The sequence below is a fragment of the Kribbella italica genome (assembly GCF_014205135.1).
GTDB classification, from domain to species: Bacteria; Actinomycetota; Actinomycetes; order Propionibacteriales; family Kribbellaceae; genus Kribbella; species Kribbella italica.
The window spans coordinates 6,014,392-6,040,002 of record NZ_JACHMY010000001.1 but is presented as its reverse complement, the minus strand read 5'-3'; the positions used below and the strand labels follow the sequence as shown (position 1 = coordinate 6,040,002).

Here is a 25,611-nt window from a genome sequence, read left to right as displayed (position 1 = left end):
GGTGGTGGTTGAACACCTTCCGGGTGGACGGTTCGGGGGGTCGGTTCAGTGGTAGATATTGCGGCATGACCGAGCTTGCGATCAGTCCGCTGAATCCTCCGATCCTGCCGGCTGCGACCGGGAACTACACGCATGGGGTCGAGGTGACGGGCGGGCGGCGGATGGTGTTCGTCAGTGGGCAGGTGCCGTGGGGGGACGAGCAGGGGCGGATTCCGGAGGATTTCGAGGACCAGTGCCGGATGGTGTGGCGCAATGTGCTCGCGGTGCTCTCGGAGGCCGGGATGAGTGTGGAGAACCTGGTGAAGGTGACCACGCATCTGTCTGATCGGCAGTACCGGGCGGCGAACTCGAAGATTCGGGAAGAGGTGCTGGGAGATCATGCGCCGGCGTTGACGGTGCTCATCTGCGACATCTATGCGGAGGAGTGGTTGCTCGAGATCGATGCGATCGCTGTTGGTTAGCTGGTACGGCGGTCTGTGGCTGGGCGCCGCTGTTCCGCCGGGGGACGTTGCTGGAACTTCTCGCCGCTGCCGGCGGAGAAGAGGAGTTGAGTGCGGAGCCTGGGGTGGGTGGATGCGGTCGGCGGTCGGCGGTCCGCGGTCGGGAGTCGGGAGTCGGCGGTGGGGAGTCGGTTGGTGCGGCGTGCGTGCTGGCGCGGCGGGGGCTGGTACTTGGTGGCGCGGGGGCTGGTCCTCGGAGGCACGGCGAGGGGTGGGGGAGTTGGTGGCCCACCCCTCGGCCTGTGACTACGCCCAGGTTTCGAGGGGTGGGGTAGCTGGCGGGCCCACCCCTCGGCCTGTGACTACGCCCAGGTTTCGGCGTGGGTTACTACGCCGTTGGGGGCGCTGATCTCGGTGATGACGTCGTCGGCGTCGGCTTCGAGGGGGTCGAAGGGGTACTCCGGTACGACGTACGCCCGGGCGCCGGCGACCAGGTCGACGCCGGGGAGTTCGAACCAGGCCTCACCGGTTTCGCGGCTGATTTCGTAGATGGCCTGTTCGGCGGTGTCGACCGGGTCGCGGTCGCCGGACTCGTCGAGTTCGACCGGGTGCCGTTCCTGGGCCGCGCGGCCGGCGTCGAGCAGGGTCTCCAGGTCGACCACCTTCAGGTCGAACCGGGACACCACGCTGATCAGGTGGTCCTGCTCCTCGGGCTCCTCGTCGTCCACCTCGACGATCTCGTCGTCGAGCAGCAGCGGCGTCGTACCGGTGTGCTCGAACACGGCGTCGTTCCAGCCCTCGACGAGTTCCTCGAGCTGGGCGTTGTGCTCGTCGAGCACGGCCTGCTCCTCGTCGCCGGTCATCGCCAGCAGGGCCTCGGTGTGGGCCTGGAGGCGCTCGGCGAGCAGCCGGCTGGCCTCGGCCAGCGACTTGCGGGACTCGTCGGAGAAGAACTGCTCGGAACCCTGGGCGGGGAACTGCTGGTCGTCCACTTCAGTCACTGCGTTCTTCCCTAACTCTGCGAAGACTTCTCATTGCCAGGCGTAAGTATGTGGGTTGCGGCCGCCACGGCGAAGTCGTGTCCGGTATCAGTGCTGCCGAGGGGCGGCTGACACTATGGAGTCATGGCAGGTCGCGGGCGGCTGAGGATCTATGTCGGCGCCGCGCCCGGCGTCGGCAAGACGTACAAGATGCTGGGCGAGGCACAACGGCGGCGCGAGCGTGGGACCGACGTGGTCGTCGGTTTCGTCGAGACCCACGGGCGCGAGCACACCGCCGCCATGCTCGACGGCCTGGAAGTGGTGCCGCGACAGATCATCGACCATCGCGGCGCGAGTTTCACCGAGCTGGACCTGGACGCGCTGCTGGCCCGCCGGCCCGAGGTCGCGCTGGTCGACGAGCTGGCTCACACCAACGTCCCGGGCAGCCGGAACGCGAAGCGCTGGCAGGACGTCGACGAGCTGCTCACGGCCGGGATCGACGTGATCTCCACGGTCAACATCCAGCACCTGGAGTCGATCAACGACGTGGTCGAGAAGATCACCGGCGTACCGCAGCGCGAGACCGTGCCGGATCGCGTCGTCCGCGCCGCGGACCAGATCGAGCTGGTCGACATGGCTCCCGAGGCGCTGCGGCGGCGGATGGCGCACGGCAACGTGTACGCCGCCGACAAGGTGGACGCTGCCCTGGGCAACTACTTCCGGATCGGCAACCTGTCCGCTCTGCGCGAGCTGGCGCTGCTCTGGCTGGCCGACCGCGTCGACGCGGGGCTTCAGCAGTACCGCGAGCAGCACGACATCGACTCGACCTGGGAGGCCCGGGAGCGGGTCGTGGTCGCGCTGACCGGCGGGCCCGAGGGCGAGACGCTGATCCGGCGCGCGGCCCGGATCGCGGCCCGGTCGGCGGGCGGCGACCTGCTCGCCGTACACATCACGCGGTCGGACGGACTGACCGGCGCGGACCCGGCCCGGCTCGCCCAGCAGCGGCAGCTCGTCGAGAGCCTGGGCGGGAGCTACCACCAGGTCGTCGGCGAGGACGTTCCGGACGCGCTGCTCGCGTTCGCCCGTGCGGAGAACGCGACCCAGCTGGTGCTCGGCGGCAGCCGCCGGTCGTTCCTGTCGACGCTGCTCACCGGCCCGGGGATCGGCGCGACCTCGATCCGCGAGTCGGGCGACATCGACGTCCACATCGTCACGCACTCGCAGATGGGCCGCGGCCGGCTGCCGCGGTTGCACGGCAGCTTGTCGCGGATGCGGCTGACCTACGGCTTCGCCCTCGCGGTCCTGCTGCCGCCCGCCCTCGCCCTGTTGCTCGGCCCGGGTGGCGACACGCTCAACCTGACCAGCAACGTGCTGGCCTTCCTCCTCGCCGTCGTCGTGGTCGCGCTGGTCGGCGGGTTGTGGCCGGCGATGCTGACGGCGATCGCCGGCACGTTGGTGCTGAACTGGTTCTTCACGCCGCCGACCCGTTCGTTCTCGATCACCGAGCCGAACAACGCGCTCGCGCTGGGCATCTTCATCCTGGTCGCCGCGATGGTGAGCTCGGTCGTCGACCGGGCGGCCCGTCGTACCAGGCAAGCCGCTCGGGCCGCTGCCGAGTCCGAGACGCTCGCGACGCTCGCCGGGTCCGTACTGCGGGGAGAAACGGCGCTGCCCGCGTTGCTGGAGCGGGTCCGCGAGGCGTTCGGGATGGCGTCGGCCTGCCTGATGGAGCGCGTCGACACCGACGAGCTGACCGAGACCTGGCGACCGATCGCCTCCGCCGGTACGCCGACCTGCCGCCGCCCCGAGGACGGTGACGCGGAGATCCCCGGCCGCGAAGATCTCGTGCTGGTGCTGCAGGGCCGATCGCTGGCCGCGGACGAACGCCGCCTGGTCGGCGCGTTCGCGGCGCACGCCGCCGCGCTGGTCGACCGGGCCCGACTCACCGAAGCCGCCGCCGAGGCCAAGCCCTTGGCCGAGGCCGACAAGCTCCGTACGGCGTTGTTGCGGGCCGTCGGCCACGATCTGCGGTCGCCGCTGGCGTCGGCGAAGGCGTCGGTGACGAGCCTGCGGAGCTCCGACGTCGAGTGGAGCCCGCCCGAGCGGGACGAGCTGCTGGAGACGGCCGACGAGTCGCTCGACCGGTTGAGCCGACTTGTCGACAACCTGCTGGATCTGAGCCGGCTCCAGGCCGGCGTGCTGCCGGTGTTCACGCGGCCGACGGCGCTGGACGAGATCCTGCCCGGCGTACTGGGTGAGGAGGGGACCGGCGTGACGATCGACCTGCCGCCGGGGTTGCCGCTGGTCGAGGCCGATCCGGCGTTGCTCGAGCGCGTGGTGGCGAACCTGCTGGCCAACGCGATCCGGTACTCGCCCCCGGGGCACGGGCCGACGCTGTCGGGGAGTTCACTGGGGGACGTGGTGGAGATCCGGGTGATCGATCGGGGGCCGGGGATCCCGGCCGAGGACCGGGACCGGGTGTTCGCGCCGTTCCAGCGGCTCGGCGACACCGACAACACGACCGGCGTCGGGCTCGGCCTGGCGCTGGCGCGCGGACTGGCCGAGGCGATGGGTGGGTCGTTGCGGCCGGAGGACACGCCCGGCGGCGGTCTGACCATGGTCGTCTCGATGCCCTCAGCAACAATGAACGACTTACCGGTGCCCGGCCGGCTGGAGCGGGGAGCTTGATGACCAGGGTCTTGGTGGTCGACGACGAACCGCAGATCGTGCGGGCGCTGCAGATCAACCTGAAGGCACGCCGGTACGAGGTGCATGTCGCCGGCAGCGGGACGGCGGCGCTCAAGGTGGCCGCGCAGCACCCGCCCGACCTGGTCATACTCGACCTGGGCCTGCCGGACTTCGACGGTGTCGAGGTGATTCGCGGTCTGCGCGGCTGGACCGAGGCGCCGATCCTCGTCCTGTCCGGGCGCACCGACAGCACCGACAAGGTGGAGGCGCTGGACGCCGGCGCCGACGACTACGTCACCAAGCCGTTCGGGATCGACGAGTTGCTCGCGCGGATGCGCGCCGTACTGCGGCGCAGCGGTGCCGCGGCCGAGGAGCCGGTGGTCACGGTCGGCGACGCCGAGGTGGATCTGGCGGCCAAGCGGGTCACGATGGCGAACGGCGACGAGGTCCGGCTCACGCCGACGGAGTGGCATCTGCTCGAGGTGCTTGTCCGCCACCCCGGCAAGCTGATGTCCCAGCGCCAGCTCCTCACCGAGGTCTGGGGCCCGGGCTACGAGAACGCCGGCGGCAACCTGCGCTTCTACATGGGCCAGCTCCGCCGCAAGCTCGAGGCCGACCCGGCCCGCCCCCAGCACCTGCGCACCGAACCCGGCATGGGCTACCGCTTCGAGCCCTGATGTTCGACCGGGGTGTGAAAGTCCGCGCTCCAGCGTCCGATTCCTGTAAGACATCCGGCGTACGAGTTGGCAGGGTGGATACATGGAGATCTTCGCGAGTGGTCGGGAGTTTGTCAGGCGGGACGCGCGGCTCGTGGAGCGGCGGTTGTTCGCGACCCTGTTCGAGGGTGCGGACGGGGCCGGCGTCCTGGACGCGCTGCGCGGGTACCGGAACGCCGACGGCGGGTTCGGGCACGGGCTCGAGCCGGACAAGCGGTGCCCGGACAGTACGGCGCTCGACGTGGAGGTCGCGTTCGACGTGATGATCGCGGCCGGCGTACGGGACGACGAGCTGATCGGCGGGGCCTGCGACTGGCTGCAGTCGGTCGCGACGCCGGACGGCGCGGTGTCGCTGGCGAGCCCGGTGATCGAGGGGTACCCGCGGGCCGATCACATGTCCGACTGGACCTACGTTCCGGGGCTCAACCCGACGGCCGGCCTGGTCGGGCGGCTGGACACGCTCGGGTTCGAGCACCCCTGGCGTGACCAGGCGGCCGAGTGGTGCAAGGCCGAGCTGGCCAAGGGACTCCCGCAGGACGGACACGGGATGCTCGAGACGCTGCACTTCCTGGAGCACCAGCCGGATGTCGACCTGGACCAGATCCGGGACTGGCTGCCGAAGCTGTCGACGTACCGCGCCAACGCCGACGATCCGTCGTACGGCGTGACGCCGCTGGACTTCGCGCCGACGCCCGGCAGCCTGTGGCGGCAGCTCTTCACTCAGGAGCAGATCGACGGCCACCTCGACCGGTTGCTCGCCGATCAGCAGGCCGACGGCGGCTGGGCGATCACGTGGGAACCGCCGGGCCCGATGGCGACCCTGGAGTACCGCGGAGTGGTCACCGTGGCGGCGCTGCGCAGTCTCCAACTGAACGGGAACTTGTCCATCGACTGAATGAGCTCACCCTCCGGCTGTGGAAGAATGTGGACGGTGAGGCCGCCCCCGTGATGCTCGCCGAGAGCTGGATGCAATCGCTCATCGCGGCGATTGCCATGGTCGCCTCATCGCTGCCGGGTGCGCCCGCGCCGCAAGCGCCCGCGCGGGTCGCGCCGCCGGACGGCTGGGTCGCGAGCTGGGGTGTCGCCGTGACGCAGGCCGGTCCGTCCGGGCCGTCTGCGACCGGCGTACGGAACACCACGATCCGGCAGGTCGCGCACCTCTCGCTCGGCGGCGGCGCGATCCGGCTGCGGCTGTCGAACCGTTTCGGCAAGCAGCCGCTGGTCGTCGGCGCGAGCTCGATCGCGCCCCGCAAGGGCGGTGCCGGTACGCCGAACCTCGAGCTGCTGAAGAGTGTCCCGGTCACGTACGGCGGCCGCGCGGCGGTCACGATCCCGGTCGGCGCGGAGTCCTTGTCGGACCCGATCGACCTGCCGGTCGGCAACGACAGCGACGTCGTGATCAGCACGTACTTCCCGGGGCCGACCGGGCCGCTGACCCAGCACCCGGCCGGGTACGCGTCGGCCTTCAGCGCGGCGGGGAACCAGACGCGCGCGGGTGGTGCGCCGTACCGGAAGATCCCGGGGATGGCGCGGTTCGTCGTGTCCGGGGTCGACGTGAAGACGCGGGCCGAGGGCTCGATCGTGCTGTTCGGCGACTCGATCACCGACGGCGCCTCGTCGCCGGTCGACCAGAACCTGCGGTACCCGGACCAGCTCGCCGACCGCCTCACCAAGCGCCAGTACGCCGTGGTGAACGCGGGCATCGGTGGCAATCGGCTGCTCGCCAACGGCGGGGTCTCGGGCGAGGCCGCGATCGCGCGGTTCGAGCGGGACGTGGTCCGGCGCAGCGGCGTCCGGGCGGTCGTGATCCTCGAAGGGATCAACGACATCCGCGCCGGCAAGGGCACGATCTCCGGGGCGCAGCTGATCAACGCGCACCGCCAGCTGATCGCTCGCGCACGGGCCGCCGGGCTGCGGGTGTACGGCGCGACGCTCACGCCGTACTGGGCGGCCGATCACTACACCGTCGGCGGCGAGGTCGCGCGGCAGGCACTGAACCAGTGGATCCGGACGGCCGGCGAGTACGACGGGTACGTCGAGTTCGAGCACGCGGTGCGCGATCCGTACCAGCCGCTGCGGCTCGCGCCCGGGTACGACGGCGGGGACCATCTGCACCCGAACGCGAAGGGCTTCGCGGCGATGGTCCGCGCCGTCGACCTCGATCAGCTGACCTCTTAGCGCAGGGGTTCGACCGCTCACCGACCGTAGGGTTGCGGTCCCGGAGCGTGCTGCGTGGAATCGATACTACGTGTCCGTCCCACGAGAGGTGCTGTCATGCGCCCGTTGCGCAAACTGGTCGTCACCGCTGCTGCTCTGCTCGTCATTCCACTCGCTCCTGCTGCCGTTCCGGCCGCCGCCGAACCGTCCTTCGGGGCGGACTGGGTCGGTTCTTGGGCCGTTGCCGTGACCCCACCCGGTACGTCCGGCCTGTCGGCGACCGGCGTCACCGACACGACGCTGCGCCAGGTCGCGCACTTGTCCGTCGGCGGATCCGAGCTGCGGCTCAGGCTGTCGAACGTCTACGGGACCAGTTCGTTGAAGGTCGGGAAGGTGACCGTCGTCCCGCGCGCCGATGCTCTGGCCGGCACGCCGACCGTCGACCCGGCCAAGGTCAAGCCGGTGACCTTCAACGGCCAGGCCTCGGTGACCATCCCGGTCGGGACCGAGTGGGTGTCCGACCCGGTGCGGCTGCAGGTCCCGGACGACACCGACCTGGTGATCAGCACGTACTTCCCCGGGCCGACCGGGCCGTTGACGCAGCACCCCGCCGGGTACGCGACCGGGTTCACGGCGGCGGGGGACCAGACCGCGGCCGCTGGTCCGTCGTACACGGCGATCCCGGGTGCGGCCCGGTACGTGATCGAAGGCGTCGACGTGAAGAGCCGGGTGCGCGGATCGGTCGTGCTGTTCGGGGACTCGATCACCGACGGCGTCGTGTCGCCGATCGACAAGAACCTGCGGTACCCGGATCAGCTGGCCGACCGGTTGCTGGCCCAGCCGTCGTGGCGTGAGCTGGGCGTGCTGAACGCGGGGATCAGCGGGAACCGGCTGCTGGCCAACGCCGGTACGGCGGGCGACTCGGCGCTGGCGCGCTTCGACCGGGACGTGCTCGGGCAGACGGGTGTTCGCAGTGTGGTGCTGCTGGAGGGGATCAACGACATCGGGAACAGCCGCGGCGCGACGGATCCGGCCGAGCTGATCGCGGTGCACCGGCAGTTCATCCAGCGGGCGCACGAGGCCGGGCTGAAGGTCTTCGGGGCGACGCTGACGCCGTACGAGGGCGCTGGGTACTACTCGGTCGAGGGCGAGGCGGACCGGCAGGCGCTGAACCAGTGGATCCGGACGTCGCGCGAGTACGACGGTGTCGTGGACTTCGACAAGGCCGTCCGGGACCCTGCCTCGCCCGGCAAGATGCTGCCGGCGTACGACGTGGGTGATCACCTGCACCCGAACGCCGACGGGTTCAAGGCGATGGCCGCCGCTTTCGACCTGGCGGCGCTGAGCCGGTGAGCCTTTCGATGCTGCTGGAATAGGCGGCATCCGTTGTGGAGAACGGTTGTCCGGCCTCTGACCTGCGCGTTCGGCGTGCTGGGGCGGGGGCCGGACAGTCTTGTGGGGGTTGCTTCGAGGTCGCCGGTCTCGGCACGCTGCGGGCGTTCCCTTTTCTGACGGAGGAGTGCTCATGCGTGGTGAGAAATCGATTGCCCGAATGGTTGGTGCGGTCGCGTTGATCGTGGCCGGTGGAGTGGTGACGACGTCCGAGGCGGCGGCCGGCGCCTGCCCGGCGACGGCGGTCTTCCAGACCGACGGCTACACGGCTGGCGAGTCGCTGGTGAACTGGAACAACTCGCGCTTCAACCACAACGTGCCGGCCGGCGTGCAGGTGGTTCAGGTGCCGTACTACGCGGGGGTCTTCCCGGTCGTCGACCGGCTGGCGCTGGACGCGTCGGTCGGCGAGGGCGTCGGCAAGCTGACCGCCGCCGTCAACGACTTCCACGGCCGGTGCCCGGGATCGCAGCTCACGCTGGCCGGGTACTCCGAAGGAGCCGTTGTCGCGGGCAACGTTCTTGAGCGGTTCGCGCAGTCGTCGGCGATCCCGCACGCGCAGCTCAACGGTGTCCTCTACGGCAATCCCCGCCGTCCCTTCGGTCCCGGCGGCCGAGGTGGAGTCGCCGGCGGCATCGAAACCAACCTGCCGTCCGTCCTGCCCGGCGTCACCATGCAAGGCCCGCACGACTACGCCGGCATCGCGGTCCGCGAGGTCTGCAACGAGAACGACGGCATCTGCAACTCCACCAACCTGATCACCAACCTGGCCGCCTTCGCCAACGGCCTGGTCGGCTACACCTCCGGCGACCACGGGTACGACCTGGATCCGATCCGGGACACCGGCAACGGCGTCACCCTGCACGCCCAGAACCCACGCATCCCCTACGGCGCCCCACTTCCGCTCCCGATCGGTACGCCGTGGCAGATCCAGCAACAACTCTTCGGCGACGGCCCGGCCCGCCAGGCAGCCGTCACCGCCCGCAACTCCCTCGGCTCGGTAGTTCCCCCAGAAGCCCTTGCAGCGTTGGCCAACCGCCCATGGTTCCGCCTACTGGCAGCGGCCTGAGCTGATCGGCGCCGAGCGGTCGCCGCGCCCACCTGCAAGTGGGTCAGGCTGACTCGGCTGGGTGTTCGACCTGGCGGTCGCCCCATTGGGTCATCAGGCCTCGGGCGATCTCCAGGTCGTCGCGGAGGGAGCGGTCGGCGAGGACTGGGGGGAGGGCCACCAGGGCGTCGGCCAGCCAGGGAGCGATGGAGGCCGGTGCGAGGTCTACGGGAGTGAAGCCGGCCAGGCGGATGGCTCGTACGGCGGTGACGAGTTCGCAGGCGAGGACCTCGCGCAGGGCGTCGAGGAGCTGGGTGGTGAGGACCGCCGCCTGGGGCGCGAAGCTGGCGTGGTGCTCGGCGCCTCGGGAGAGGGTGGCGGTGCCCAGAGTGGCCGGCTGGGCGGTCGAGCGGACGGCGGCGAGCGCGTCGTGGGCGACGTACTCGATCATCATCACGCCGGAGCTGGCGTCGGCGCCGCTGGCGAGGAAGCGGGACAGGCCGGTGAAGTCGGGGTCGACGAGGTTCGCGACGCGGGAGGTGGACAGGGTCGCGACGCTGTGCAGGCTCAGGCGCAGCGAGTCGAGCGCCAGGGCGATCGGCATCGCGTGCCAGTTGCCGTTGTGCAGGACGGTGCCTCCGGCAACCAATGGGTTCTCGGCCGAGGCGTTGATGTCGACCCTCAAGGCGTTCCCGAGGGTGTCGACGTGATCGACCGCGGGCCCGAGCACCTGCGCGAAAGCCCTCAGACCGAAGGGATCCTGGATGCGCGCGGGCGCCAGCGGCAGACCGGCGAGCAGAGCCCTCATCCGGTTCGCGACGCGGACCTGCCCAGGCTGAGGCCGCGCCTCGTGCACGCGGACGTCGTACACCTCGGCGTTGCCGCGCATCGCGACGTGCGACAGGGCACCGACCAGCGGTACGACGTTGATCAGCGTCGCCGCCTCGACGTACGCGAGGCAGCACTCGGCCAGCGTGATCGCGTTGCTCGACAGCAACGGCAGCGCGCTGGTCCCGTCGATCACGTCGCCGAGCGCGAGCCCGAGCTCGGCGAGCGGACCGAGGTCGCCGGTACCGATCGCACCGCCGCGATGCAGGTCGGGGAGCTTGTCCTCGTTGAGCAGCCGCACGATCGCCTCGGCGACCTCGGGCACCAGCCCGGATCCGCCGGAGGCGAGCTGGTTGACGCGGATCAGCAGGCCGAGCCGGACGACGTCCCGCGGGTACGGCGTGGTGCCGGTGGTCGAGTGCGACAGCAGCAGCCGCGTGCCGTGCTCCGGGTCGGAGGTGAGCACGTCGCGGTTCGCGCCGACGCCGGTGGTACGCCCGTACACGGGCTGGTGCCGCGCGATCTCGGTGACGGCCGCGGCCGAGTCGGCCATCCGCTTGCGGGCGACCTCGCCCAGGCGGACCGGCGTACGGCGCTGGCCGAGGCCGACAGCGGTCAACGGCGTCAGCCCGGCCCCGGAAAGCTCGATCGGCTCCACAGCCACAGTGTGGGACCTGTCCACCCACCGGCTGAAGCACCACGCCACGATCCCCGTCTCGAATCCGAGACGACGGCGGGACGAAAGGAAGGCCCGCCGATCCTGGGGGAGGGTGGGATCAGCGGGCCGGGTGGCAGCGGCCGCCGGGTCGAGCGGTGACCGTGCCTGGTCTTGCGCGGGGCCGGAGCCCCGCGTCAGGTCTTACTTCTGGCCGTAGCGCTTCTTGAACTTCTCGACGCGGCCCTGGGTGTCCATCACGCGCTGCTGACCCGTGTAGAACGGGTGGCTCGCGGACGAGATCTCGACGTCGACCACCGGGTAGGTGTTGCCGTCGTCCCAGACGACCGTCTCGGAGCTCTCGCGGGTGGAACCGGTCAGGAAGCTGAAGTTGCCCGACTTGTCGCGGAAAACGACCCGACGGTACTCCGGGTGAATGTTCTGCTTCATGCAGCGGTACTTCCTTCCAGATAAGGGGCGAACGGGTCGGTCAGGCTCCTGGCCTCTTCGTCCGCACGTAGGACACAACCGTTCAGGCGGCGTTCTAATTCCCAGACGTCGAGGTCGACTCCGGTGAAGGACAGGTAGCTCGCGCGGTCGCCGTGCTCCGGGTGCCATTCGAAGGCCGAGCGGGCCCGGTGGCTGCTGCTCACCTCCGGCCAGCGGTCGGCCGGGAGGTCGACGAGCCAGCGGCCCAGGACGCCGAGCGAGATGTTCGTGCCGAAGCTGTCCCACCCGAGCCGGGCCCGCGGCTGCGTTGCCAGCCACACCGTTCCCTTGCCGCGGGCGGACTTGTCGACCAGGTCCTCCAACGCGTCGTACAGGCGTTCGGGGTGGAACGGCCGGTCCGACGAGAAGAGGAACGTCCGGGCGGGCCCGATTTCTTCCCGCAGCGGTGCAGTGATCGTTCCCGGCTCGATCCGCGCCCGCGCGGCGGCCAGGTCGTGCAGCGTGACGCCGGCCAGCTCACGAGACCGTACGACGATCCGGGCCTGCGGGTTGAGCGCTTGCACCAACGAACCCGCTGCCGACCCGGGATCGACCAGTACGGCGTCGGCGTACTCGACCTGGTGGACGACAGCCTCGGCCAGTGCCCGGTTGTCCTCCGCGGCAGTCGGGATCCCGCGGTCGCGGACCAGCTCCTCGCCGGTCGCGTCAGCGACGAAACTGCTCGCCTCCACGACCGCGAGGACCACGCTGACCTGCAGTTCCTCGGACGCGTCCCGCGCGATCTCCTCGGCCAGCGCCTCCGGGTCGCCGGCGGCCGGGAGGTTCACCACCGCCGCGTCGTACCGGCCGACGACCGCGATGCTCCGGAGCAGCTCGACCAGCGTCCCGCGCATCGCGCAGGACACGCACGGGTGGTTCATCCGGATCACCTCGCGGTCGATCACCCCGTCCGTCGTCCGCGCGATCCGGACGACCGAGCCGCCGGCCAGCCCGCGCACGTCGTACTCGACCAGGACGGTCGCGGGCCGCAGGAGATCGGTCGCGGCGGTGTCGCGGGTGGCGGTGTCGACCCCGCTGACCAAGGTGACCGGCAGCATCCGTACCCTCTTCCTCGACGCTTATTGAAAATGATTACCAACACAACCTACACTCCAGGAGCCGGAATAGTCATCCGGGTCCCAGGTGTTCACCGTACTGAGTCCAACGGCGCGCGAGCGCCCAGAAAGGTTGGTCGATGGCCAAGCACAACGACATCCGCCCGATCGTCAAGCTGCGGAGCACGGCCGGCACCGGGTTCACCTACGTGACCCGGAAGAACCGCCGCAACGACCCCGATCGGCTGATGATCCGCAAGTACGACCCGGTTCTGCGCCAGCACGTCGACTTCCGCGAAGAGCGGTAACCGGTGGCGAAGACCAGCAAGATCGCCAAGAACGAGCAGCGCAAAGTGACCGTCGCCCGGTACGCCGAGCGCCGCGCCGAGCTGAAGCGGCTGATCGCCGACCCGGCGACCGGTTTCGCCGAGCGCGGCGAGGCGCAGCTCAAGCTGCAGAAACTGCCGCGGGACGCGAGCCCGATCCGGGTCCGCAACCGCGACGTGGTCGACGGCCGCCCGCGCGGTTTCCTGCGCAAGGCCGGCATCTCCCGAGTCCGCTTCCGCACGATGGCCCACCGTGGGGAGCTCCCGGGGATCACCAAATCGTCTTGGTGACCCGCAGTCGATGGCCCGGCCGCTCCGGCCGGGCCATCGGTCTGTCCGGAGCCGGACGCCCACCACTCACCAACCACCGACGTTCAGAGCCCCGCACGCTCACGCCCGGCGTCGACCGGTCCGGATCGGCCGGTTGGTGAGTGGTGGGCGTCCGGCTAGCCGCGGAGCCGACGGGTCAACGCCTCGGCGGCCTGGCGGACGCGGCGGGCCAGCAACGAGCGCTCGCCGGGGCTGACCGACTCGCTGCGGAAGGAGATGCTGATCGCGGCGGCCGGATGCCCGGCGTGGTCGACGGCGGCACTGGCGACCGAGGTGACGCCGGCGGTGACGTGGGACTCCTCGATGGCGAAGCCCTGCTGGCGTTCGTCGGCAAGCAGGCGTCGGAGCTGGCTGAGCGTCTGCGGCCCTTGGTCCGTCCGGCGAACGAACGACTCGGGCGTGGGGAACAGAGCCCGGACCTGCGCGGGAGGCAGGGCCGCCAGTAGGGCTCGCCCGGAGGCAGTCAGGGTGGCGGGCAGGCGGACACCGACGTCGGTCACCAGCGTCAACGGCCGGGGCGGCTGTTCTTTCAACAGGTAGACGAGTTCACGACCGTGCAGTACGCCGAGGTGTGCGGTGTGGCCGACCTCGGCGACGAGCTGGGCCAGCAGCGGGCGCGCCAGCCGCTCGAGCGGGTCGTGCCGCAGGTAGGCCGATCCGATCTCGAAGGCGGCGACCCCCAAGCCGTAGCGCTTGTCCTCCGGCAGATGCACGACGAAGCCTTCGTCGATCATTGCCCGGAGCAAGTGATAGGTCGACGAGCGCGGCAAGCCGACCGCGGAGGCGATGCGCTCCATCGGTACGGGTCCGGGCTGGGTGGCCAGGAACGTCAGTACCCGCAGGGTCCGGGTCGAGGCGGGAACGTTGCCGCTCACAACTGTGAGAGTAGCGGCCCTGTCTCAGATTTTGGACGATTGACCGCTCCGGGCGCGGCCGCGCCGGATCTTGAGCCGGGTCAGCTCGCCGACCAGGGCGACCGCGAACAGTCCGCCGGCCAGCCGCCAGTCGAAGGTCCGGTCGGCGCCCGAGAGCAGGAACCCGACCGCGATCGACAGCGCGGCGAAGAACGACAGCGACAGCACGAGCTTCTTGGTCACAGTGTCTTCTCCGCCGTCCAGGCCGAACCGGCGAGCCGGTACCCGAGCCAGTCGTTGACCGCGAGCATCGGTGCGTTCGCGGCGTCGTTCCCGGTCGAGGCCGTCGCCAGGCCGGCCAGGTGGGCCCGTCGCAGCGCGTGCGACTTCACCACCTTGGCCAGCCCACGCCCCCGGTACGCCGGGATGGTGCCGGTCAGGTTGGACCAGATCACGCCACGCTCCGGGTCGGCCGCCGTACTCACCAGGGAGACGACCTGCTCGCCGTCGAGCAGCACGATGCTGAGATCCGGGCGCAGGTCCGGGTTCCTCCAGCCCGACTCGACCCACTCGTCGAACGGCCCGAGGAACGACAGCCCGCTCGGGTCCCCACCGATCACCGCGGACATCGCCTCCCAGACCGGCCGCGGACCGACCTCCTCGTACGACGCCAGCCGCAGGCCCTCCGGCGGGTCGACGGGATCGGGCGTTCCGGCGAGCACGGCCTCGGAGTGGCTCATCTGCCGGTCGACCACGAACCCGCGCTGCCGCGCGAAGTGCAGCGAGCGGTCGTCGTCCTCGATCACGGTCAGCAAGGACACCGCGCCGGCGTCGGCGGCGACCCGCTCGATCTCGGTCAGCAGCGCCTGGCCGACGCCGCGGCCGCGATGCTCCGGTGTCACCTGCACGGCGACCCGGATCCGCTCAGCCGTCTCGCCCGGATCGGGCAGGTAGACGTTGCCGTAGCCAACCGTCCGGCCCTCGTCGACGCCCAGCAGCACGACGCGCGACGGACTGGACCGCAGCTCGGACTCGAGCCCGCGGGCCGTCTTCACCAATCGGGGCAGCGAGGCCGCGAGCACCGCCGCGATTCCCGCCCCGTCACCCGGGACCGCCCGGCGTACTTCGACCATGGCCTGAGCCTATTGCGCGACAGGGTCGCGGCAACTGTCTCGCATCTGAGACAGCAACTGGGGTGGCGGTCCTGTCGGTGCGGGCGAGGGCGCGGTGCAATGGGCGGGTGGAGACAGCTGAAGTAGTGGTGGGTACCGGGCCGTTGGCCGCCGGTGACGTGGTCGCCGTGGCCCGGTACGGCGCGACGGTGCGGATCGACGACCACGCGCTGGAGGAGATCGCCAAGTCACGTGCCGCGATCGAGGCGCTGGCGCACGCCGACATCCCGCACTACGGGGTGTCGACCGGCTTCGGGGCGCTGGCGACGCGGCACATCGCGCCGGAGCTGCGCGCCCAGTTGCAGCGCAGCCTGGTCCGTTCGCACGCGGCGGGTTCAGGCCCCGAGGTCGAGACCGAGGTCGTCCGCGCGCTCGTGCTGCTGCGGTTGTCGACGCTGGCGACCGGTCGCACCGGCGTGAAGGTCGAGACCGCACAGGCGTACGCCGGCCTGCTGAACGCGGGGCTGACCCCGGTCGTGCACGAGTACGGCAGTCTCGGCTGCTCCGGTGATCTCGCGCCGCTGTCCCACGTCGCGCTCGCGGTGATGGGTGAGGGCAAGGTCCGCGACCGCGACGGCACCCTGCTCGACGCCGGCGAGGCACTCGCCGAGAACGGCCTGCGGCCCGTCGTACTGGCCGAGAAGGAAGGTCTCGCGCTGATCAACGGGACCGACGGCATGCTCGGCATGCTGGTCCTCGCGATCGCCGATCTCGACCGCCTGCTGAAGACCGCCGACATCGCCGCCGCGATGAGTGTCGAGGGGCAGCTCGGGACCGATCGCGTGTTCGCCGCCGATCTCCAGGCACTGCGCCCGCACCCGGGTCAGGGCGCCGCCGCCTCCAACCTGCGCGCCGTACTGGCCGACAGTGCGATCGTCGCCAGCCACCGCGGGCCCGACTGCAACCGGGTCCAGGACGCGTACTCGTTGCGCTGCTCGCCGCAGGTGCACGGCGCCGCTCGCGACACCATCGCCCACGCGGCCACGGTCGCCGGCCGCGAGCTGGCGGCCGCGATCGACAACCCGGTCGTGCTGCCCGACGGCCGGGTCGAGTCGAACGGCAACTTCCACGGCGCTCCCGTGGGTTACGTCCTGGACTTCCTGGCGATCGCCGTCGCCGACGTCGCGAGCATCAGCGAACGGCGTACCGATCGCTTCCTCGACGTCGCCCGCAACCACGGGCTGAACGCGTTCCTCGCCGACGACCCGGGCGTCGACAGCGGCCACATGATCGCGCAGTACACGCAGGCCGCGATCGTGTCCGAGCTGAAGCGCCTCGCGGTCCCGGCCAGCGTCGACTCGATCCCGAGCAGCGCGATGCAGGAGGACCACGTGTCGATGGGCTGGTCCGCCGCGCGCAAGCTGCGCCGCTCGGTCGACGGCCTCGAACGTGTGCTGGCCGTCGAGATCCTCACCGCCGCTCGCGCGCTGGACCTGCGCGCGCCGCTGGAGCCCGCGCCCGCGACGTCCGCCGTACGGCGTGAGCTGCGCACCCACGTCGAGGGGCCGGGCACCGACCGGCACCTCGCCCCCGAGATCGAGCACTCCGTCCGGCTCGTTGCCGACGGCACCTACCTGTCCGCTGTCGAGGCCGTCACCGGCCCGCTCGCCTGATCAACTGGAAAGGCTGGATCACCCATGTCCGGACCCCGTCCCGTCCGCGCCGCGCGCGGCACCACCCTGACCACCCAGGGCTGGCAGCAGGAAGCCGCACTGCGGATGCTGCAGAACAACCTCGACCCCGAGGTCGCCGAGCACCCCGACGAACTGGTCGTGTACGGCGGTTCGGGCAAGGCCGCGCGGGACTGGAACTCCTTCGACGCGATGGCCCGCACGCTGACCACGCTGAAGGACGACGAGACGATGCTGGTCCAGTCCGGCCGTCCGGTCGGCGTGATGCGTACCCACGAGTGGGCGCCGCGGGTGCTGATCGCGAACTCCAACCTGGTCGGCGACTGGGCCAACTGGGAGGAGTTCCGCAAGCTGGAGGCGCTCGGGCTGACCATGTACGGCCAGATGACGGCCGGGTCGTGGATCTACATCGGCACCCAGGGCATCCTGCAGGGCACCTACGAGACGTTCGCCGCGGTCGCCGCGAAGAAGTTCGGCGGCACCCTGGCCGGGACGATCACGCTGACCGCCGGGCTCGGCGGCATGGGCGGCGCGCAGCCGCTCGCGGTGACGATGAACGACGGGGTGGCGATCTGCATCGATGTCGACGACTCGCGCATCCACCGCCGGATCGAGCACCGCTACCTCGACGTACGGGCCGACTCCGTCGACCACGCGCTGCAGCTGGCCGAGGAGGCGAAGAAGGCGCGTCAGCCGCTGTCGATCGGTGTCCTCGGCAACGCCGCGGTGATCGTGCCGGCGCTGCTGGAGGCCGGTGCGCCGATCGACATCGTGACCGACCAGACCTCGGCGCACGACCCGCTGATGTACCTGCCGGTCGGGGTGGACTTCGAGGACTGGGCGGCCGAGCGGCAGAAGGACCCGGCCGGGTTCACCGAGCGCGCGCAGGCCTCGATGGCCCAGCACGTGGCGGCGATGGTCGGGTTCCAGGACGCCGGGGCCGAGGTGTTCGACTACGGCAACTCGATCCGCGACGAGGCGCGCAAGGCCGGGTTCGGCCGGGCCTTCGACTTCCCGGGCTTCGTTCCGGCGTACATCCGGCCGTTGTTCTGTGAGGGCAAGGGCCCGTTCCGGTGGGCGGCGCTGTCGGGCAACCCGCGCGACATCGCGCGGACCGACCAGGCGATCCTCGAACTGTTCCCGGACAACGAGCACCTGACCCGGTGGATCAAGATGGCGCAGGAGCGGGTCGCGTTCCAGGGCCTGCCGGCCCGGATCTGCTGGCTCGGCCAGGGCGAGCGGGACAAGGCGGGGCTGCGGTTCAACGAGATGGTTGCCTCCGGCGAGCTCGAGGCGCCGATCGTGATCGGCCGCGACCACCTGGACACCGGAAGCGTCGCGTCGCCGTACCGGGAGACCGAAGGCATGCTCGACGGCTCGGACGCGATCGCGGACTGGCCGTTGCTGAACGCGCTGGTGAACACCGCCAGCGGCGCGTCCTGGGTGTCCATCCACCACGGCGGTGGCGTCGGGATGGGCCGCTCGATCCACGCCGGTCAGGTGTCGGTTGCCGACGGCACCGAGCTCGCCCGGCAGAAGCTCGAGCGGGTGCTCACCAACGACCCGGCGATGGGGGTGATTCGGCACGTGGACGCGGGGTACGAGAAGGCGGCAGAGGTCGCGTCCGAGCGTGGGGTGCGGATTCCGATGCAGGAGTCCTGACCCCGGCGTACGGCACGGGGGAACGGGGATTCGGACACAGAGTGCGACCGCGGCAATTCACAGCGCTAAGGTGCACTTTCCCGAGGAACGAGAAAGGTGCCGATGGCGTGGCACCTGGCCCTTGTTCCCCTAGGATCGTCTCCGCGATCGCCGACCAGCGCGAAGGGGCGCCATGATCGAGTTCGAAGACGTCACCAAGCAGTACCCGGACGGCACGGTCGCCGTCGACAACCTGAGCCTGCGGATCCCGAGCAACGAGATCACCGTGTTCGTGGGCCCGTCGGGCTGCGGCAAGACGACCTCGCTGCGGATGATCAACCGCACCATCGAGCGGACCAGCGGCCGGATCTCGATCGACGGCGAGGACATCACCGCCGGCGACCCGGTCACCTTGCGGCGCGGGATCGGGTACGTGATCCAGCACGCCGGGCTGTTCCCGCACAAGACGGTGGTCGACAACGTCGCGACCGTGCCGAAGCTGCTCGGCTGGGACAAGCGCAAGACCCGCGAGACGGCGATGGAGCTGCTGGAACGCGTCGGGCTGGACCTCAAACTGGCCGAGCGGTACCCGGCCCAGCTGTCGGGTGGTCAGCAGCAGCGCGTCGGCGTCGCCCGAGCGCTCGCCGCGGACCCGAAGATCATGCTGATGGACGAGCCGTTCAGCGCCGTCGACCCGATCGTGCGCCACCAGCTGCAGGAGGAACTGCTCCGGCTGCAACGCGACATCGGCAAGACGATCGTCTTCGTCACCCACGACATCGACGAGGCGATCAAGCTGGGCGACAACGTCGCCGTACTGCGGGTCGGTGGCCAGCTGGCGCAGTTCGCGCCGCCGGCGGAGCTGCTGGCCAAGCCGGCCGACGACTTCGTCGAGAGCTTCATCGGGCAGGACCGCGGGTACCGCGCCCTGACGTTCGTCACCGCCGAGGACCTGCCGCTCGGGCCGGTCCCGGCCGAGCTGACGGTCGGCGAGGACGGCAAACCGGCGGGCTGGCAGAAGAACGGCGACACGTTGCCGATCGGCGCGGTGTTCCAGCGCAGCGACTCGCTGCGGGCCGCGATGGACGCCGTCCTGACGTCACCGATCGGGCAGGGTGTCTGCGTCGACGAGGCGGGCAAGCCGGTCGGCGTGATCGACTACACCGGCTTGACCGGGGTGCTTCGCCCGTGACGTGGGTGGGCGACAACAGCACGCTCATCTGGGAGCAGCTGCGCGAGCACCTGTTCCTGTCGTTGCTGCCGATGCTGCTCGGGCTGCTGATCTCGGTGCCGCTCGGGTACGTCGCCACGCGGTACAGCTGGCTGGCGAATCCGCTGGTCGCGCTCGGCGGCGTGCTCTACTCGCTGCCGTCGATCGCCCTGTTCATCGTGCTGCCGGCCATCATCGGGACGAAGGTGCTGTCGGCCGCGAACATCATCATCGCGCTGACCATCTACGCGGTCTCGCTGCTGATCCGCAACGTGATCGACGGCTTGCGCTCGGTCCCCGAGGACGTGCTGCAGGCCGCGGTGTCGGTGGGCTATGGAACCCTGCGCAGGGTGGTGACCATCGACCTGCCGATCGCCGTACCGGTGATCTTCGCCGGCCTGCGGGTCGTCACGGTCGCGAACATCTCGATGGTCAGCGTCGGCGCGATCATCGGCATCGGTGGTCTGGGCGAGTTGTTCACGCTGGGCTTCCAGCAGGACTTCCTGACCCCGATCGTGGTCGGTGTCGTGCTGTCGCTCGCGCTGGCGCTGCTGGCCGACGTCCTGCTGGTCGGGCTGCAACGGCTGCTGACGCCGTGGGCCCGGGTCAACACCCCGAAGGAGGCCTGACATGGTGCAGGGATTCCTCGACTTCATCAGCGACTCGGCGAACTGGGCCGGTGCCGAAGGCATCGGCAACCGGATCCTGCAGCACCTCGGCTACACGTTCCTCTCGCTGCTGATCGCGACCCTGATCGCGCTGCCGATCGGTCTGCTGATCGGGCACACCCGGCGGGGCGCGTTCGTCGCGATCAACACCGGCAACGCGGCCCGCGCGCTGCCGACGCTCGGTCTGCTGACCCTGATCGTGCTGCTGATCGGGATCGGCCAGGTGCCGGTGATCGTCGCGCTCGTCGTCCTGGGCATCCCGCCGATCATGGCCTCGACGTACGCCGGAGTCTCCGGCGTCGACCGGTCCACGATCGACGCCGCCCGCGGGATGGGCATGACCGGGCGCGAGATCCTCACCAAGGTGGAGATCCCGATCGCGCTGCCGCTGATCATCTCCGGGCTGCGCAGTGCCACCCTGCAGATCGTCTCGACCGCGACCGTGGCGGCGTACGTCGCGCTCGGCGGGCTGGGACGGTACGTGATCGACGGCCTGAGTCTGCGGGACTTCCCGCAGATGCTGACCGGCGCCGTGCTGGTCGCCGTCCTGGCGATCCTGCTCGACCTGCTGTTCGCCTTCGCCGGACGGTACGCCGTGTCGGCCGGGCTGACCGGCCGGCTGCGGCGCAAGACCGACACCAAGACCTCAACTGCTCCGGCACCGGCCGGGGTGCAGTAGAACGGACCCTGGAGGATCCCGTGTTCAGAAGAACCTTCATCCGCAGTGCCATCGCCGCGACGGCCGTGTTCGCGCTCGCAGCCTGCGGGGGCGGCGAGGACCCGCTGGGTGGCGGCAACGACGCCGGCGGCGGCGCCGCGCCCGACAAGGTCGACTCGCTCACCGTCGGATCCGCCAACTTCGCCGAGAGCCAGGTGCTCGCCGAGATCTACGCCCAGGCGCTGGAGGCCAAGGGCATCAAGGTCAACCGCAAGCTGAACATCGGCGCCCGTGAGCTCTACATGGCCGCGATCCAGGACAAGTCGGTCGACCTGCTGCCGGAGTACACCGGGGCCACCCTGGTCTACTTCAAGAAGGACGCCACCGAGAACGAGGCCGAGGCCGTCTACAAGGCGATCCCGGGTGTCCTGCCGTCCGGCCTGGAGGTGCTCGACAAGTCCGAGGCGGCCGACGAGGACGCGATCGTGGTCACGCCGGAGACGGCGCAGAAGTACTCGCTGAAGTCGATCGCCGACCTGAAGGCGGTCAGCAAGGACCTGGTCGCGGGTGGTGGTCCCGAGTTCAAGACGCGGACCGCGGGGCTGGCCGGCATGAAGGACAAGTACGGCGTTGAGTTCAAGAAGTTCAAGACGCTGGACGCCGGTGGTCCGCTGAGCCTGAAGGCGCTGAAGGACGGCACCATCCAGGTGACCCAGTTCTTCACCACCCAGTCGGCGATCAAGGACAACAACCTGGTCGTGCTCGAGGACCCCGAGCACATCCACCTGCCGAACAACATCGTTCCGCTGATCCGCACCGACCACAAGAGCCCTGACGTGGCGTCGACGCTGAACGCCGTACAGGCCAAGCTGACCACCGACGCGCTGACCGACCTGGTCAAGCGTGCCGAGGGTGGCAGCGAGTCCGCCGCCGCCGTCGCCAAGGACTGGCTGTCGAAGAACCCGCTGTCTTGACCTTCGAACAGCTCTGGACGGACCTGTCCGCCATCGGCCGTGACCCCCACACCGGGGGTTACCGCCGAGGCGGCTGGACCGAAACCGAACGAGCAGCGACTGAGTGGTTCGTCGATCAGTGCACGACTCGGGGCCTGGCCTTGGAGTCGGACGGCATCGGCAACCTGATCGCTTGGTGGGGTCCGTCTACTGGCAAAGGTGTAGTGACCGGCAGCCACCTGGACTCCGTCCTCGACGGTGGTGCCTTCGACGGACCTTTGGGTGTCGTCTCGGCGCTTGCTGCTGTTGACCAACTGCGGGCTGAGGGCTTCCAGCCTTCTGTACCTGTTGGCGTCGGTGCGTTTGTGGAAGAAGAAGGCAGCCGCTTCGGGATGCCGTGTCTCGGCTCTCGGGTGGCTGCCGGTGTGCTGGCGCCCTCGAAGGCGTTGGCTCTTCAGGACCGTACGGGTGTGACGCTCGCCGAAGCTCTGTCGGAAGCAGGTGTCGACCCGGCAGGAGTGGGTCCGTCACCGTTGCTCGAGAGGATGGGCACCTTCGTCGAGCTCCACGTCGAGCAGGGCCGCGCGCTCACCGCACCCGTCGGCGTGGCCAGCTCGATCTGGCCCCACGGCCGCTTCCGCTTCACCTTCGGCGGCGAGGCCAACCACGCCGGCACCACGCTGATGGAAGACCGGCACGACCCGATGCTGACCTACGCGATGACCGCCCTGGCGGCCAACAAGCAGGCCCGCCTGGCCGGCGCCCGCGCGACCTTCGGCCGGCTGTCCGTCGAGCCGAACGGCACCAACGCCGTACCGTCCCAGGTGACCGCCTGGCTCGACGCCCGCGCCGCCTCCACCGAGATCCTCGACAAGTTGCTAGAGGCAATCACTCGGCAAGCAGTGGAGCGCGCCGAACGCGACGGCACCACCGTCGAGGTGACCGCCGAGTCCGTCTCCCCGGTCGTCGACTTCCCGGCCGGCCTGCGCGACCGCCTGGCCGGCGTACTGGACGGTGCGCCGGTTCTTCCGACCGGCGCCGGGCACGACGCCGGCGTGTTCTCCGACGCGGGGATCCCGACGGCGATGCTGTTCGTTCGCAACCCGACCGGCATCTCGCACTCGCCGGCCGAGCACGCGGAGATGGACGACTGCCTGGCCGGGGTCGACGCGCTCGCGACGGTGCTGAAGGACCTGGCCAAGTGACGACGTACTGGTGTGAGCGCGCAGTTCTCCCCAGTGGGATTGAAGATTCTGTCCTGGTCACTGTCGCCGATGGACGAATCACAGCACTTGAAACTGATGCCTCTCCGGGCTCGGCCGTCCGGCTCAACGGCATCGTCCTCCCGGGCCTCGCCAACTGCCACAGCCACGCCTTCCATCGCGCGCTCCGCGGCCGCACGCAGACCGGGCGCGGCACCTTCTGGACCTGGCGCGAGCAGATGTACGCCGTCGCCTCCAAGCTCACCCCCGACACCTACTACCGTCTCGCCCGCGCCGTCTACGGCGAGATGCTGCTGACCGGGATCACCGCCGTCGGCGAGTTCCACTATCTGCACCATGCCCCCGGCGGCCGCCGGTACGACGACCCGAACGCCATGGGCGAGGCTCTCATCGCCGCCGCCCGCGACGCCGGCCTCCGGATCGCGCTGCTCGACACCTGTTACGTTGCCGGCGGCATCGATCAGCCGCTGAACGAGGTGCAGCAACGCTTCAGCGACGGTGATGTGGTCGGTTGGGCGTCGCGCGTCAACCGGTTGAAAGGCGCCGACGACGTGGTGATCGGCGCGGCCGCGCACTCGGTCCGCGGTGTTCCGGCCGACCAGCTCGGCGCGGTCGCCTCGTTGTTGCCCGAGGCCCCTTTGCATGTGCACCTGTCGGAGCAGGTCGCGGAGAACGAGGCCTGCTTGGCGGCGTACGGGCGGACGCCGACCCAGGTGCTCGACGAGGCCGGCTTCCTGAGCGCGCGGACGAGCGCCGTGCACGCGACGCATCTGACGCCGGTCGACATCGACCGGCTCGGCAGCTCCGCGACATACTCGTGCTTCTGCCCGACCACCGAACGCGACCTGGCCGACGGGATCGGCCCGTCGGTCGCTCTGCGCGCGGCCGGTTCGGCGGTGACGCTGGGGTCGGACAGTCATGCTGTGGTGGACCTTTTCGAGGAGATGCGCGCGGTCGAGCTGGACGAACGGCTCGCCTCGCAGGAGCGCGGACACTGGTCGGCGGCGGAGCTGCTGGCCGCGGCTGGTCTGGACGGGCATCGGTCGCTGGGGTTCCGGGATGCCGGTGTGATCGAGGTCGGTGCGCGGGCCGACCTGGTTGCCGTGCGGACCGACAGCGTGCGAACGGCCGGGACCGGGGCGTCGATGGAGACCGTGGTGTTCGCGGCGTCCGGGGCCGATGTCACCGATGTGGTGGCCGACGGCGTCCATCGTGTTGCTGACGGCAACCATTCGAAGCTGGACGTCGGTGCCGAGCTGGCGGCCGCGATCGCGGAGGTGACATGAGCTCGCTGCTGCTGACCGGGATCAGCTCGCTGGTGACCAACGACCCGTCCCACGGGCCGCAGCTGGGTGAGCTGCACGACGCCGCGCTGGTGATCGAGGGCAGCACGGTCGCCTGGGTCGGCCCGCGGACCTCGGCTCCCGCTGCCGACGCCTCGATGGATCTCGGCGACCGGGCCGTCGTACCGGGGTTCGTGGACTCGCACGCGCACCTGGTGTTCGCCGGGGACCGGGCCGAGGAGTTCGCGGCCCGGATGACCGGTACGCCGTACAGCGCGGGCGGCATCCGGACGACGGTCGCCGCGACCCGCGAGGCCGCCGACGAGCAGCTCGCCGCGAACGTGGCGCGGCTGGTCGCGGAGATGCGCCGCCAGGGCACGACGACCGTCGAGATCAAGTCGGGCTACGGGCTGACCGTCGCCGACGAGGCGCGGTCGCTGGCGGTCGCGGCCGAGTTCACCGACGAGACGACGTACCTGGGGGCGCACGTCGTACCGGCTGAGTTCGCCGACGATCCCGCGGGCTACGTCGAGCTGGTGACCGGTCCGATGCTCGACGCGTCGGCGAAGCACGCCAAATGGGTCGACGTCTTCGTCGAACGCGGCGCCTTCGACGCCGACCAGGCCCGTGCCATCCTGCGCGCCGGCCAGGCCGCCGGGCTGTCCGCCCGGGTCCATGCCAACCAGCTCGGCGAGGGCCCTGGGGTCCAGGTCGCCTGCGAGGTCGGCGCCGCCGCTGCTGACCACTGCACGTTCCTGACCTCCTCGGACGTGGACGCGCTGGCCTCGGCAGGAGTCGTCGCCGGCCTCCTCCCCGCCATCGAGTTCTCCACCCGCTCGCCGTACCCCGACGCCCGCCGCCTCCTCGACGCCGGCGTCACCGTAGCCCTCGCCACCGACTGCAACCCCGGCTCCGGCTACTCCTCCTCCATCCCGTTCTGCATCGCCCTGGCGGTCCGCGAAATGCACATGACCCCCGCCGAGGCGCTCTGGTCCGCCACCGCCGGCGGCGCCGCGTCCCTGCGGCGTACCGACGTCGGCCATCTCTCCGTGGGAGCCCGAGCCGACCTGGCGGTCCTGGACGCCCCGTCGTACCTCCACCTCGCCTACCGCCCTGGCGTCCCGCTGGTGACCCAGACCTTCGTCGGTGGTCGCCCGGTCTGAGGTGCGGACGCCCACCACTCAGTAAGCTGCCTGCTTACCCCCGCTCGCAGCGTG

25 protein-coding genes are annotated in these 25,611 nt (G+C 70.4%); 18 read left to right on the top strand and 7 right to left on the bottom strand.

The annotated features are described in order from the left end of the window. Positions 1–65: 65 nt before the first annotated feature. Positions 66–461 (top strand): RidA family protein, encoded by a 396-nt coding sequence (locus HDA39_RS28100; protein ID WP_184800166.1) that lies wholly within the window; start codon positions 66–68, stop codon positions 459–461. Between the two features lie 341 nt (positions 462–802). Here the strand turns inward: HDA39_RS28100 and HDA39_RS28095 are convergent, their stop codons facing one another. Further along, positions 803–1,441: a hypothetical protein gene (locus HDA39_RS28095; protein ID WP_184800164.1), complete on the bottom strand. Its 639-nt coding sequence runs from the start codon at positions 1,439–1,441 to the stop codon at positions 803–805. A 123-nt stretch (positions 1,442–1,564) separates the two neighbouring features. Here HDA39_RS28095 and HDA39_RS28090 point away from each other — a divergent pair, with 123 nt between their 5' ends. From HDA39_RS28090 to HDA39_RS28065, 6 genes are all read left to right on the top strand, one after another. Beyond that, the gene (locus tag HDA39_RS28090; protein ID WP_184800162.1) at positions 1,565–4,108 is read left to right on the top strand and encodes a sensor histidine kinase; all 2,544 of its coding nucleotides are present in this window, start codon (positions 1,565–1,567) and stop codon (positions 4,106–4,108) included. Next, positions 4,108–4,785, top strand: a complete 678-nt coding sequence (locus tag HDA39_RS28085; RefSeq protein ID WP_184800160.1) for a response regulator — start codon at positions 4,108–4,110, stop codon at positions 4,783–4,785. The genes HDA39_RS28090 and HDA39_RS28085 overlap by 1 nt, the downstream gene beginning before the upstream one ends. A gap of 82 nt (positions 4,786–4,867) precedes the next feature. Continuing rightward, positions 4,868–5,719 carry a hypothetical protein gene (locus HDA39_RS28080; RefSeq protein WP_184800158.1) on the top strand — a complete coding sequence of 284 codons (852 nt, stop codon included), beginning with the start codon at positions 4,868–4,870 and terminating at the stop codon, positions 5,717–5,719. Between the two features lie 71 nt (positions 5,720–5,790). After that, positions 5,791–7,002 (top strand): SGNH/GDSL hydrolase family protein, encoded by a 1,212-nt coding sequence (locus tag HDA39_RS28075; protein WP_184800156.1) that lies wholly within the window; start codon positions 5,791–5,793, stop codon positions 7,000–7,002. Positions 7,003–7,098: 96 nt separating this feature from the next. Next, positions 7,099–8,334 carry an SGNH/GDSL hydrolase family protein gene (locus tag HDA39_RS28070; RefSeq protein WP_184800154.1) on the top strand — a complete coding sequence of 412 codons (1,236 nt, stop codon included), beginning with the start codon at positions 7,099–7,101 and terminating at the stop codon, positions 8,332–8,334. A 172-nt stretch (positions 8,335–8,506) separates the two neighbouring features. Then, a complete protein-coding gene (locus HDA39_RS28065) occupies positions 8,507–9,439 on the top strand; it encodes a PE-PPE domain-containing protein (RefSeq protein WP_184800152.1) in 933 nt (310 codons plus the stop codon). A gap of 43 nt (positions 9,440–9,482) precedes the next feature. Here the strand turns inward: HDA39_RS28065 and HDA39_RS28060 are convergent, their stop codons facing one another. From HDA39_RS28060 to HDA39_RS28050, 3 genes are all read right to left on the bottom strand, one after another. After that, positions 9,483–10,904, bottom strand: a complete 1,422-nt coding sequence (locus HDA39_RS28060) for an aromatic amino acid ammonia-lyase (RefSeq protein WP_337925922.1) — start codon at positions 10,902–10,904, stop codon at positions 9,483–9,485. Between the two features lie 201 nt (positions 10,905–11,105). Then, the gene (locus HDA39_RS28055; protein WP_077018606.1) at positions 11,106–11,351 is read right to left on the bottom strand and encodes a type B 50S ribosomal protein L31; all 246 of its coding nucleotides are present in this window, start codon (positions 11,349–11,351) and stop codon (positions 11,106–11,108) included. Further along, complete coding sequence (locus tag HDA39_RS28050; protein ID WP_184800147.1) at positions 11,348–12,448, bottom strand: CobW family GTP-binding protein; 1,101 nt, start codon at positions 12,446–12,448, stop codon at positions 11,348–11,350. Before HDA39_RS28050 ends, HDA39_RS28055 begins: the two co-directional genes overlap by 4 nt. 137 nt (positions 12,449–12,585) lie before the next feature. On the opposite strand from HDA39_RS28050, the gene rpmG reads away from it, so the two are divergent. Both rpmG and rpsN read left to right on the top strand, forming a co-directional pair. Further along, positions 12,586–12,753, top strand: coding sequence for a 50S ribosomal protein L33 (rpmG, locus tag HDA39_RS28045; RefSeq protein WP_184800145.1), 168 nt, complete (start codon positions 12,586–12,588; stop codon positions 12,751–12,753). A 3-nt stretch (positions 12,754–12,756) separates the two neighbouring features. Continuing rightward, positions 12,757–13,062, top strand: coding sequence for a 30S ribosomal protein S14 (rpsN, locus tag HDA39_RS28040; RefSeq protein ID WP_184800143.1), 306 nt, complete (start codon positions 12,757–12,759; stop codon positions 13,060–13,062). Between the two features lie 155 nt (positions 13,063–13,217). On the opposite strand, the gene HDA39_RS28035 is transcribed toward rpsN, so the two are convergent. From HDA39_RS28035 to HDA39_RS28025, 3 genes are read right to left on the bottom strand one after another with little or no spacing between them, the layout of a single operon-like run. After that, the gene (locus tag HDA39_RS28035) at positions 13,218–13,976 is read right to left on the bottom strand and encodes an IclR family transcriptional regulator domain-containing protein (protein ID WP_184800136.1); all 759 of its coding nucleotides are present in this window, start codon (positions 13,974–13,976) and stop codon (positions 13,218–13,220) included. 24 nt (positions 13,977–14,000) lie between these two features. Next, the gene (locus HDA39_RS28030; protein WP_184800134.1) at positions 14,001–14,198 is read right to left on the bottom strand and encodes a hypothetical protein; all 198 of its coding nucleotides are present in this window, start codon (positions 14,196–14,198) and stop codon (positions 14,001–14,003) included. Beyond that, positions 14,195–15,088: a GNAT family N-acetyltransferase gene (locus tag HDA39_RS28025; RefSeq protein ID WP_184800132.1), complete on the bottom strand. Its 894-nt coding sequence runs from the start codon at positions 15,086–15,088 to the stop codon at positions 14,195–14,197. Before HDA39_RS28025 ends, HDA39_RS28030 begins: the two co-directional genes overlap by 4 nt. A gap of 107 nt (positions 15,089–15,195) precedes the next feature. Here HDA39_RS28025 and hutH point away from each other — a divergent pair, with 107 nt between their 5' ends. The 9 genes from hutH (at position 15,196) to hutI (ending at position 25,557) form a co-directional block, all read left to right on the top strand. After that, positions 15,196–16,740: a histidine ammonia-lyase gene (gene hutH, locus HDA39_RS28020; RefSeq protein WP_184800130.1), complete on the top strand. Its 1,545-nt coding sequence runs from the start codon at positions 15,196–15,198 to the stop codon at positions 16,738–16,740. 24 nt (positions 16,741–16,764) lie between these two features. After that, entirely contained in the window at positions 16,765–18,420 is a 1,656-nt protein-coding gene (hutU, locus tag HDA39_RS28015; RefSeq protein ID WP_184800128.1) for a urocanate hydratase, read from the top strand. A gap of 172 nt (positions 18,421–18,592) precedes the next feature. After that, on the top strand, positions 18,593–19,591 hold the full coding sequence (locus HDA39_RS28010; protein WP_184800126.1) for an ABC transporter ATP-binding protein: 999 nt from the start codon (positions 18,593–18,595) through the stop codon (positions 19,589–19,591). Continuing rightward, positions 19,588–20,238, top strand: a complete 651-nt coding sequence (locus tag HDA39_RS28005; RefSeq protein WP_184800124.1) for an ABC transporter permease subunit — start codon at positions 19,588–19,590, stop codon at positions 20,236–20,238. The genes HDA39_RS28010 and HDA39_RS28005 overlap by 4 nt, the downstream gene beginning before the upstream one ends. 1 nt (position 20,239) lies before the next feature. Beyond that, positions 20,240–20,956: an ABC transporter permease gene (locus HDA39_RS28000; RefSeq protein ID WP_184800122.1), complete on the top strand. Its 717-nt coding sequence runs from the start codon at positions 20,240–20,242 to the stop codon at positions 20,954–20,956. Positions 20,957–20,976: 20 nt separating this feature from the next. Then, positions 20,977–21,909: an ABC transporter substrate-binding protein gene (locus HDA39_RS27995; protein ID WP_184800120.1), complete on the top strand. Its 933-nt coding sequence runs from the start codon at positions 20,977–20,979 to the stop codon at positions 21,907–21,909. Beyond that, complete coding sequence (locus tag HDA39_RS27990; RefSeq protein ID WP_184800118.1) at positions 21,906–23,093, top strand: allantoate amidohydrolase; 1,188 nt, start codon at positions 21,906–21,908, stop codon at positions 23,091–23,093. Before HDA39_RS27995 ends, HDA39_RS27990 begins: the two co-directional genes overlap by 4 nt. Continuing rightward, positions 23,090–24,397 (top strand): formimidoylglutamate deiminase, encoded by a 1,308-nt coding sequence (locus HDA39_RS27985; RefSeq protein WP_184800115.1) that lies wholly within the window; start codon positions 23,090–23,092, stop codon positions 24,395–24,397. The genes HDA39_RS27990 and HDA39_RS27985 overlap by 4 nt, the downstream gene beginning before the upstream one ends. Then, entirely contained in the window at positions 24,394–25,557 is a 1,164-nt protein-coding gene (gene hutI, locus HDA39_RS27980) for an imidazolonepropionase (RefSeq protein WP_184800113.1), read from the top strand. The genes HDA39_RS27985 and hutI overlap by 4 nt, the downstream gene beginning before the upstream one ends. Positions 25,558–25,611 lie beyond the last annotated feature (54 nt).

Excerpts from the sequence above, each read along its gene's own strand:
- HDA39_RS28070 (WP_184800154.1), top strand. The coding sequence starts at position 7,099 with ATGCGCCCGTTGCGCAAACTGGTCGTCACCGCTGCTGCTCTGCTCGTC.
- HDA39_RS28085 (WP_184800160.1), top strand. The coding sequence starts at position 4,108 with ATGACCAGGGTCTTGGTGGTCGACGACGAACCGCAGATCGTGCGGGCG.
- HDA39_RS28100 (WP_184800166.1), top strand. The coding sequence starts at position 66 with ATGACCGAGCTTGCGATCAGTCCGCTGAATCCTCCGATCCTGCCGGCT.
- rpmG (WP_184800145.1), top strand. The coding sequence starts at position 12,586 with ATGGCCAAGCACAACGACATCCGCCCGATCGTCAAGCTGCGGAGCACG.
- HDA39_RS28055 (WP_077018606.1), bottom strand. The coding sequence starts at position 11,351 with ATGAAGCAGAACATTCACCCGGAGTACCGTCGGGTCGTTTTCCGCGAC.
- hutI (WP_184800113.1), top strand. The coding sequence starts at position 24,394 with ATGAGCTCGCTGCTGCTGACCGGGATCAGCTCGCTGGTGACCAACGAC.
- HDA39_RS28000 (WP_184800122.1), top strand. The coding sequence starts at position 20,240 with ATGGTGCAGGGATTCCTCGACTTCATCAGCGACTCGGCGAACTGGGCC.
- HDA39_RS28090 (WP_184800162.1), top strand. The coding sequence starts at position 1,565 with ATGGCAGGTCGCGGGCGGCTGAGGATCTATGTCGGCGCCGCGCCCGGC.
- hutU (WP_184800128.1), top strand. The coding sequence starts at position 16,765 with ATGTCCGGACCCCGTCCCGTCCGCGCCGCGCGCGGCACCACCCTGACC.
- HDA39_RS28080 (WP_184800158.1), top strand. The coding sequence starts at position 4,868 with ATGGAGATCTTCGCGAGTGGTCGGGAGTTTGTCAGGCGGGACGCGCGG.
- HDA39_RS28075 (WP_184800156.1), top strand. The coding sequence starts at position 5,791 with ATGCAATCGCTCATCGCGGCGATTGCCATGGTCGCCTCATCGCTGCCG.
- HDA39_RS28025 (WP_184800132.1), bottom strand. The coding sequence starts at position 15,088 with ATGGTCGAAGTACGCCGGGCGGTCCCGGGTGACGGGGCGGGAATCGCG.
- HDA39_RS28065 (WP_184800152.1), top strand. The coding sequence starts at position 8,507 with ATGCGTGGTGAGAAATCGATTGCCCGAATGGTTGGTGCGGTCGCGTTG.
- HDA39_RS28050 (WP_184800147.1), bottom strand. The coding sequence starts at position 12,448 with ATGCTGCCGGTCACCTTGGTCAGCGGGGTCGACACCGCCACCCGCGAC.
- HDA39_RS28010 (WP_184800126.1), top strand. The coding sequence starts at position 18,593 with ATGATCGAGTTCGAAGACGTCACCAAGCAGTACCCGGACGGCACGGTC.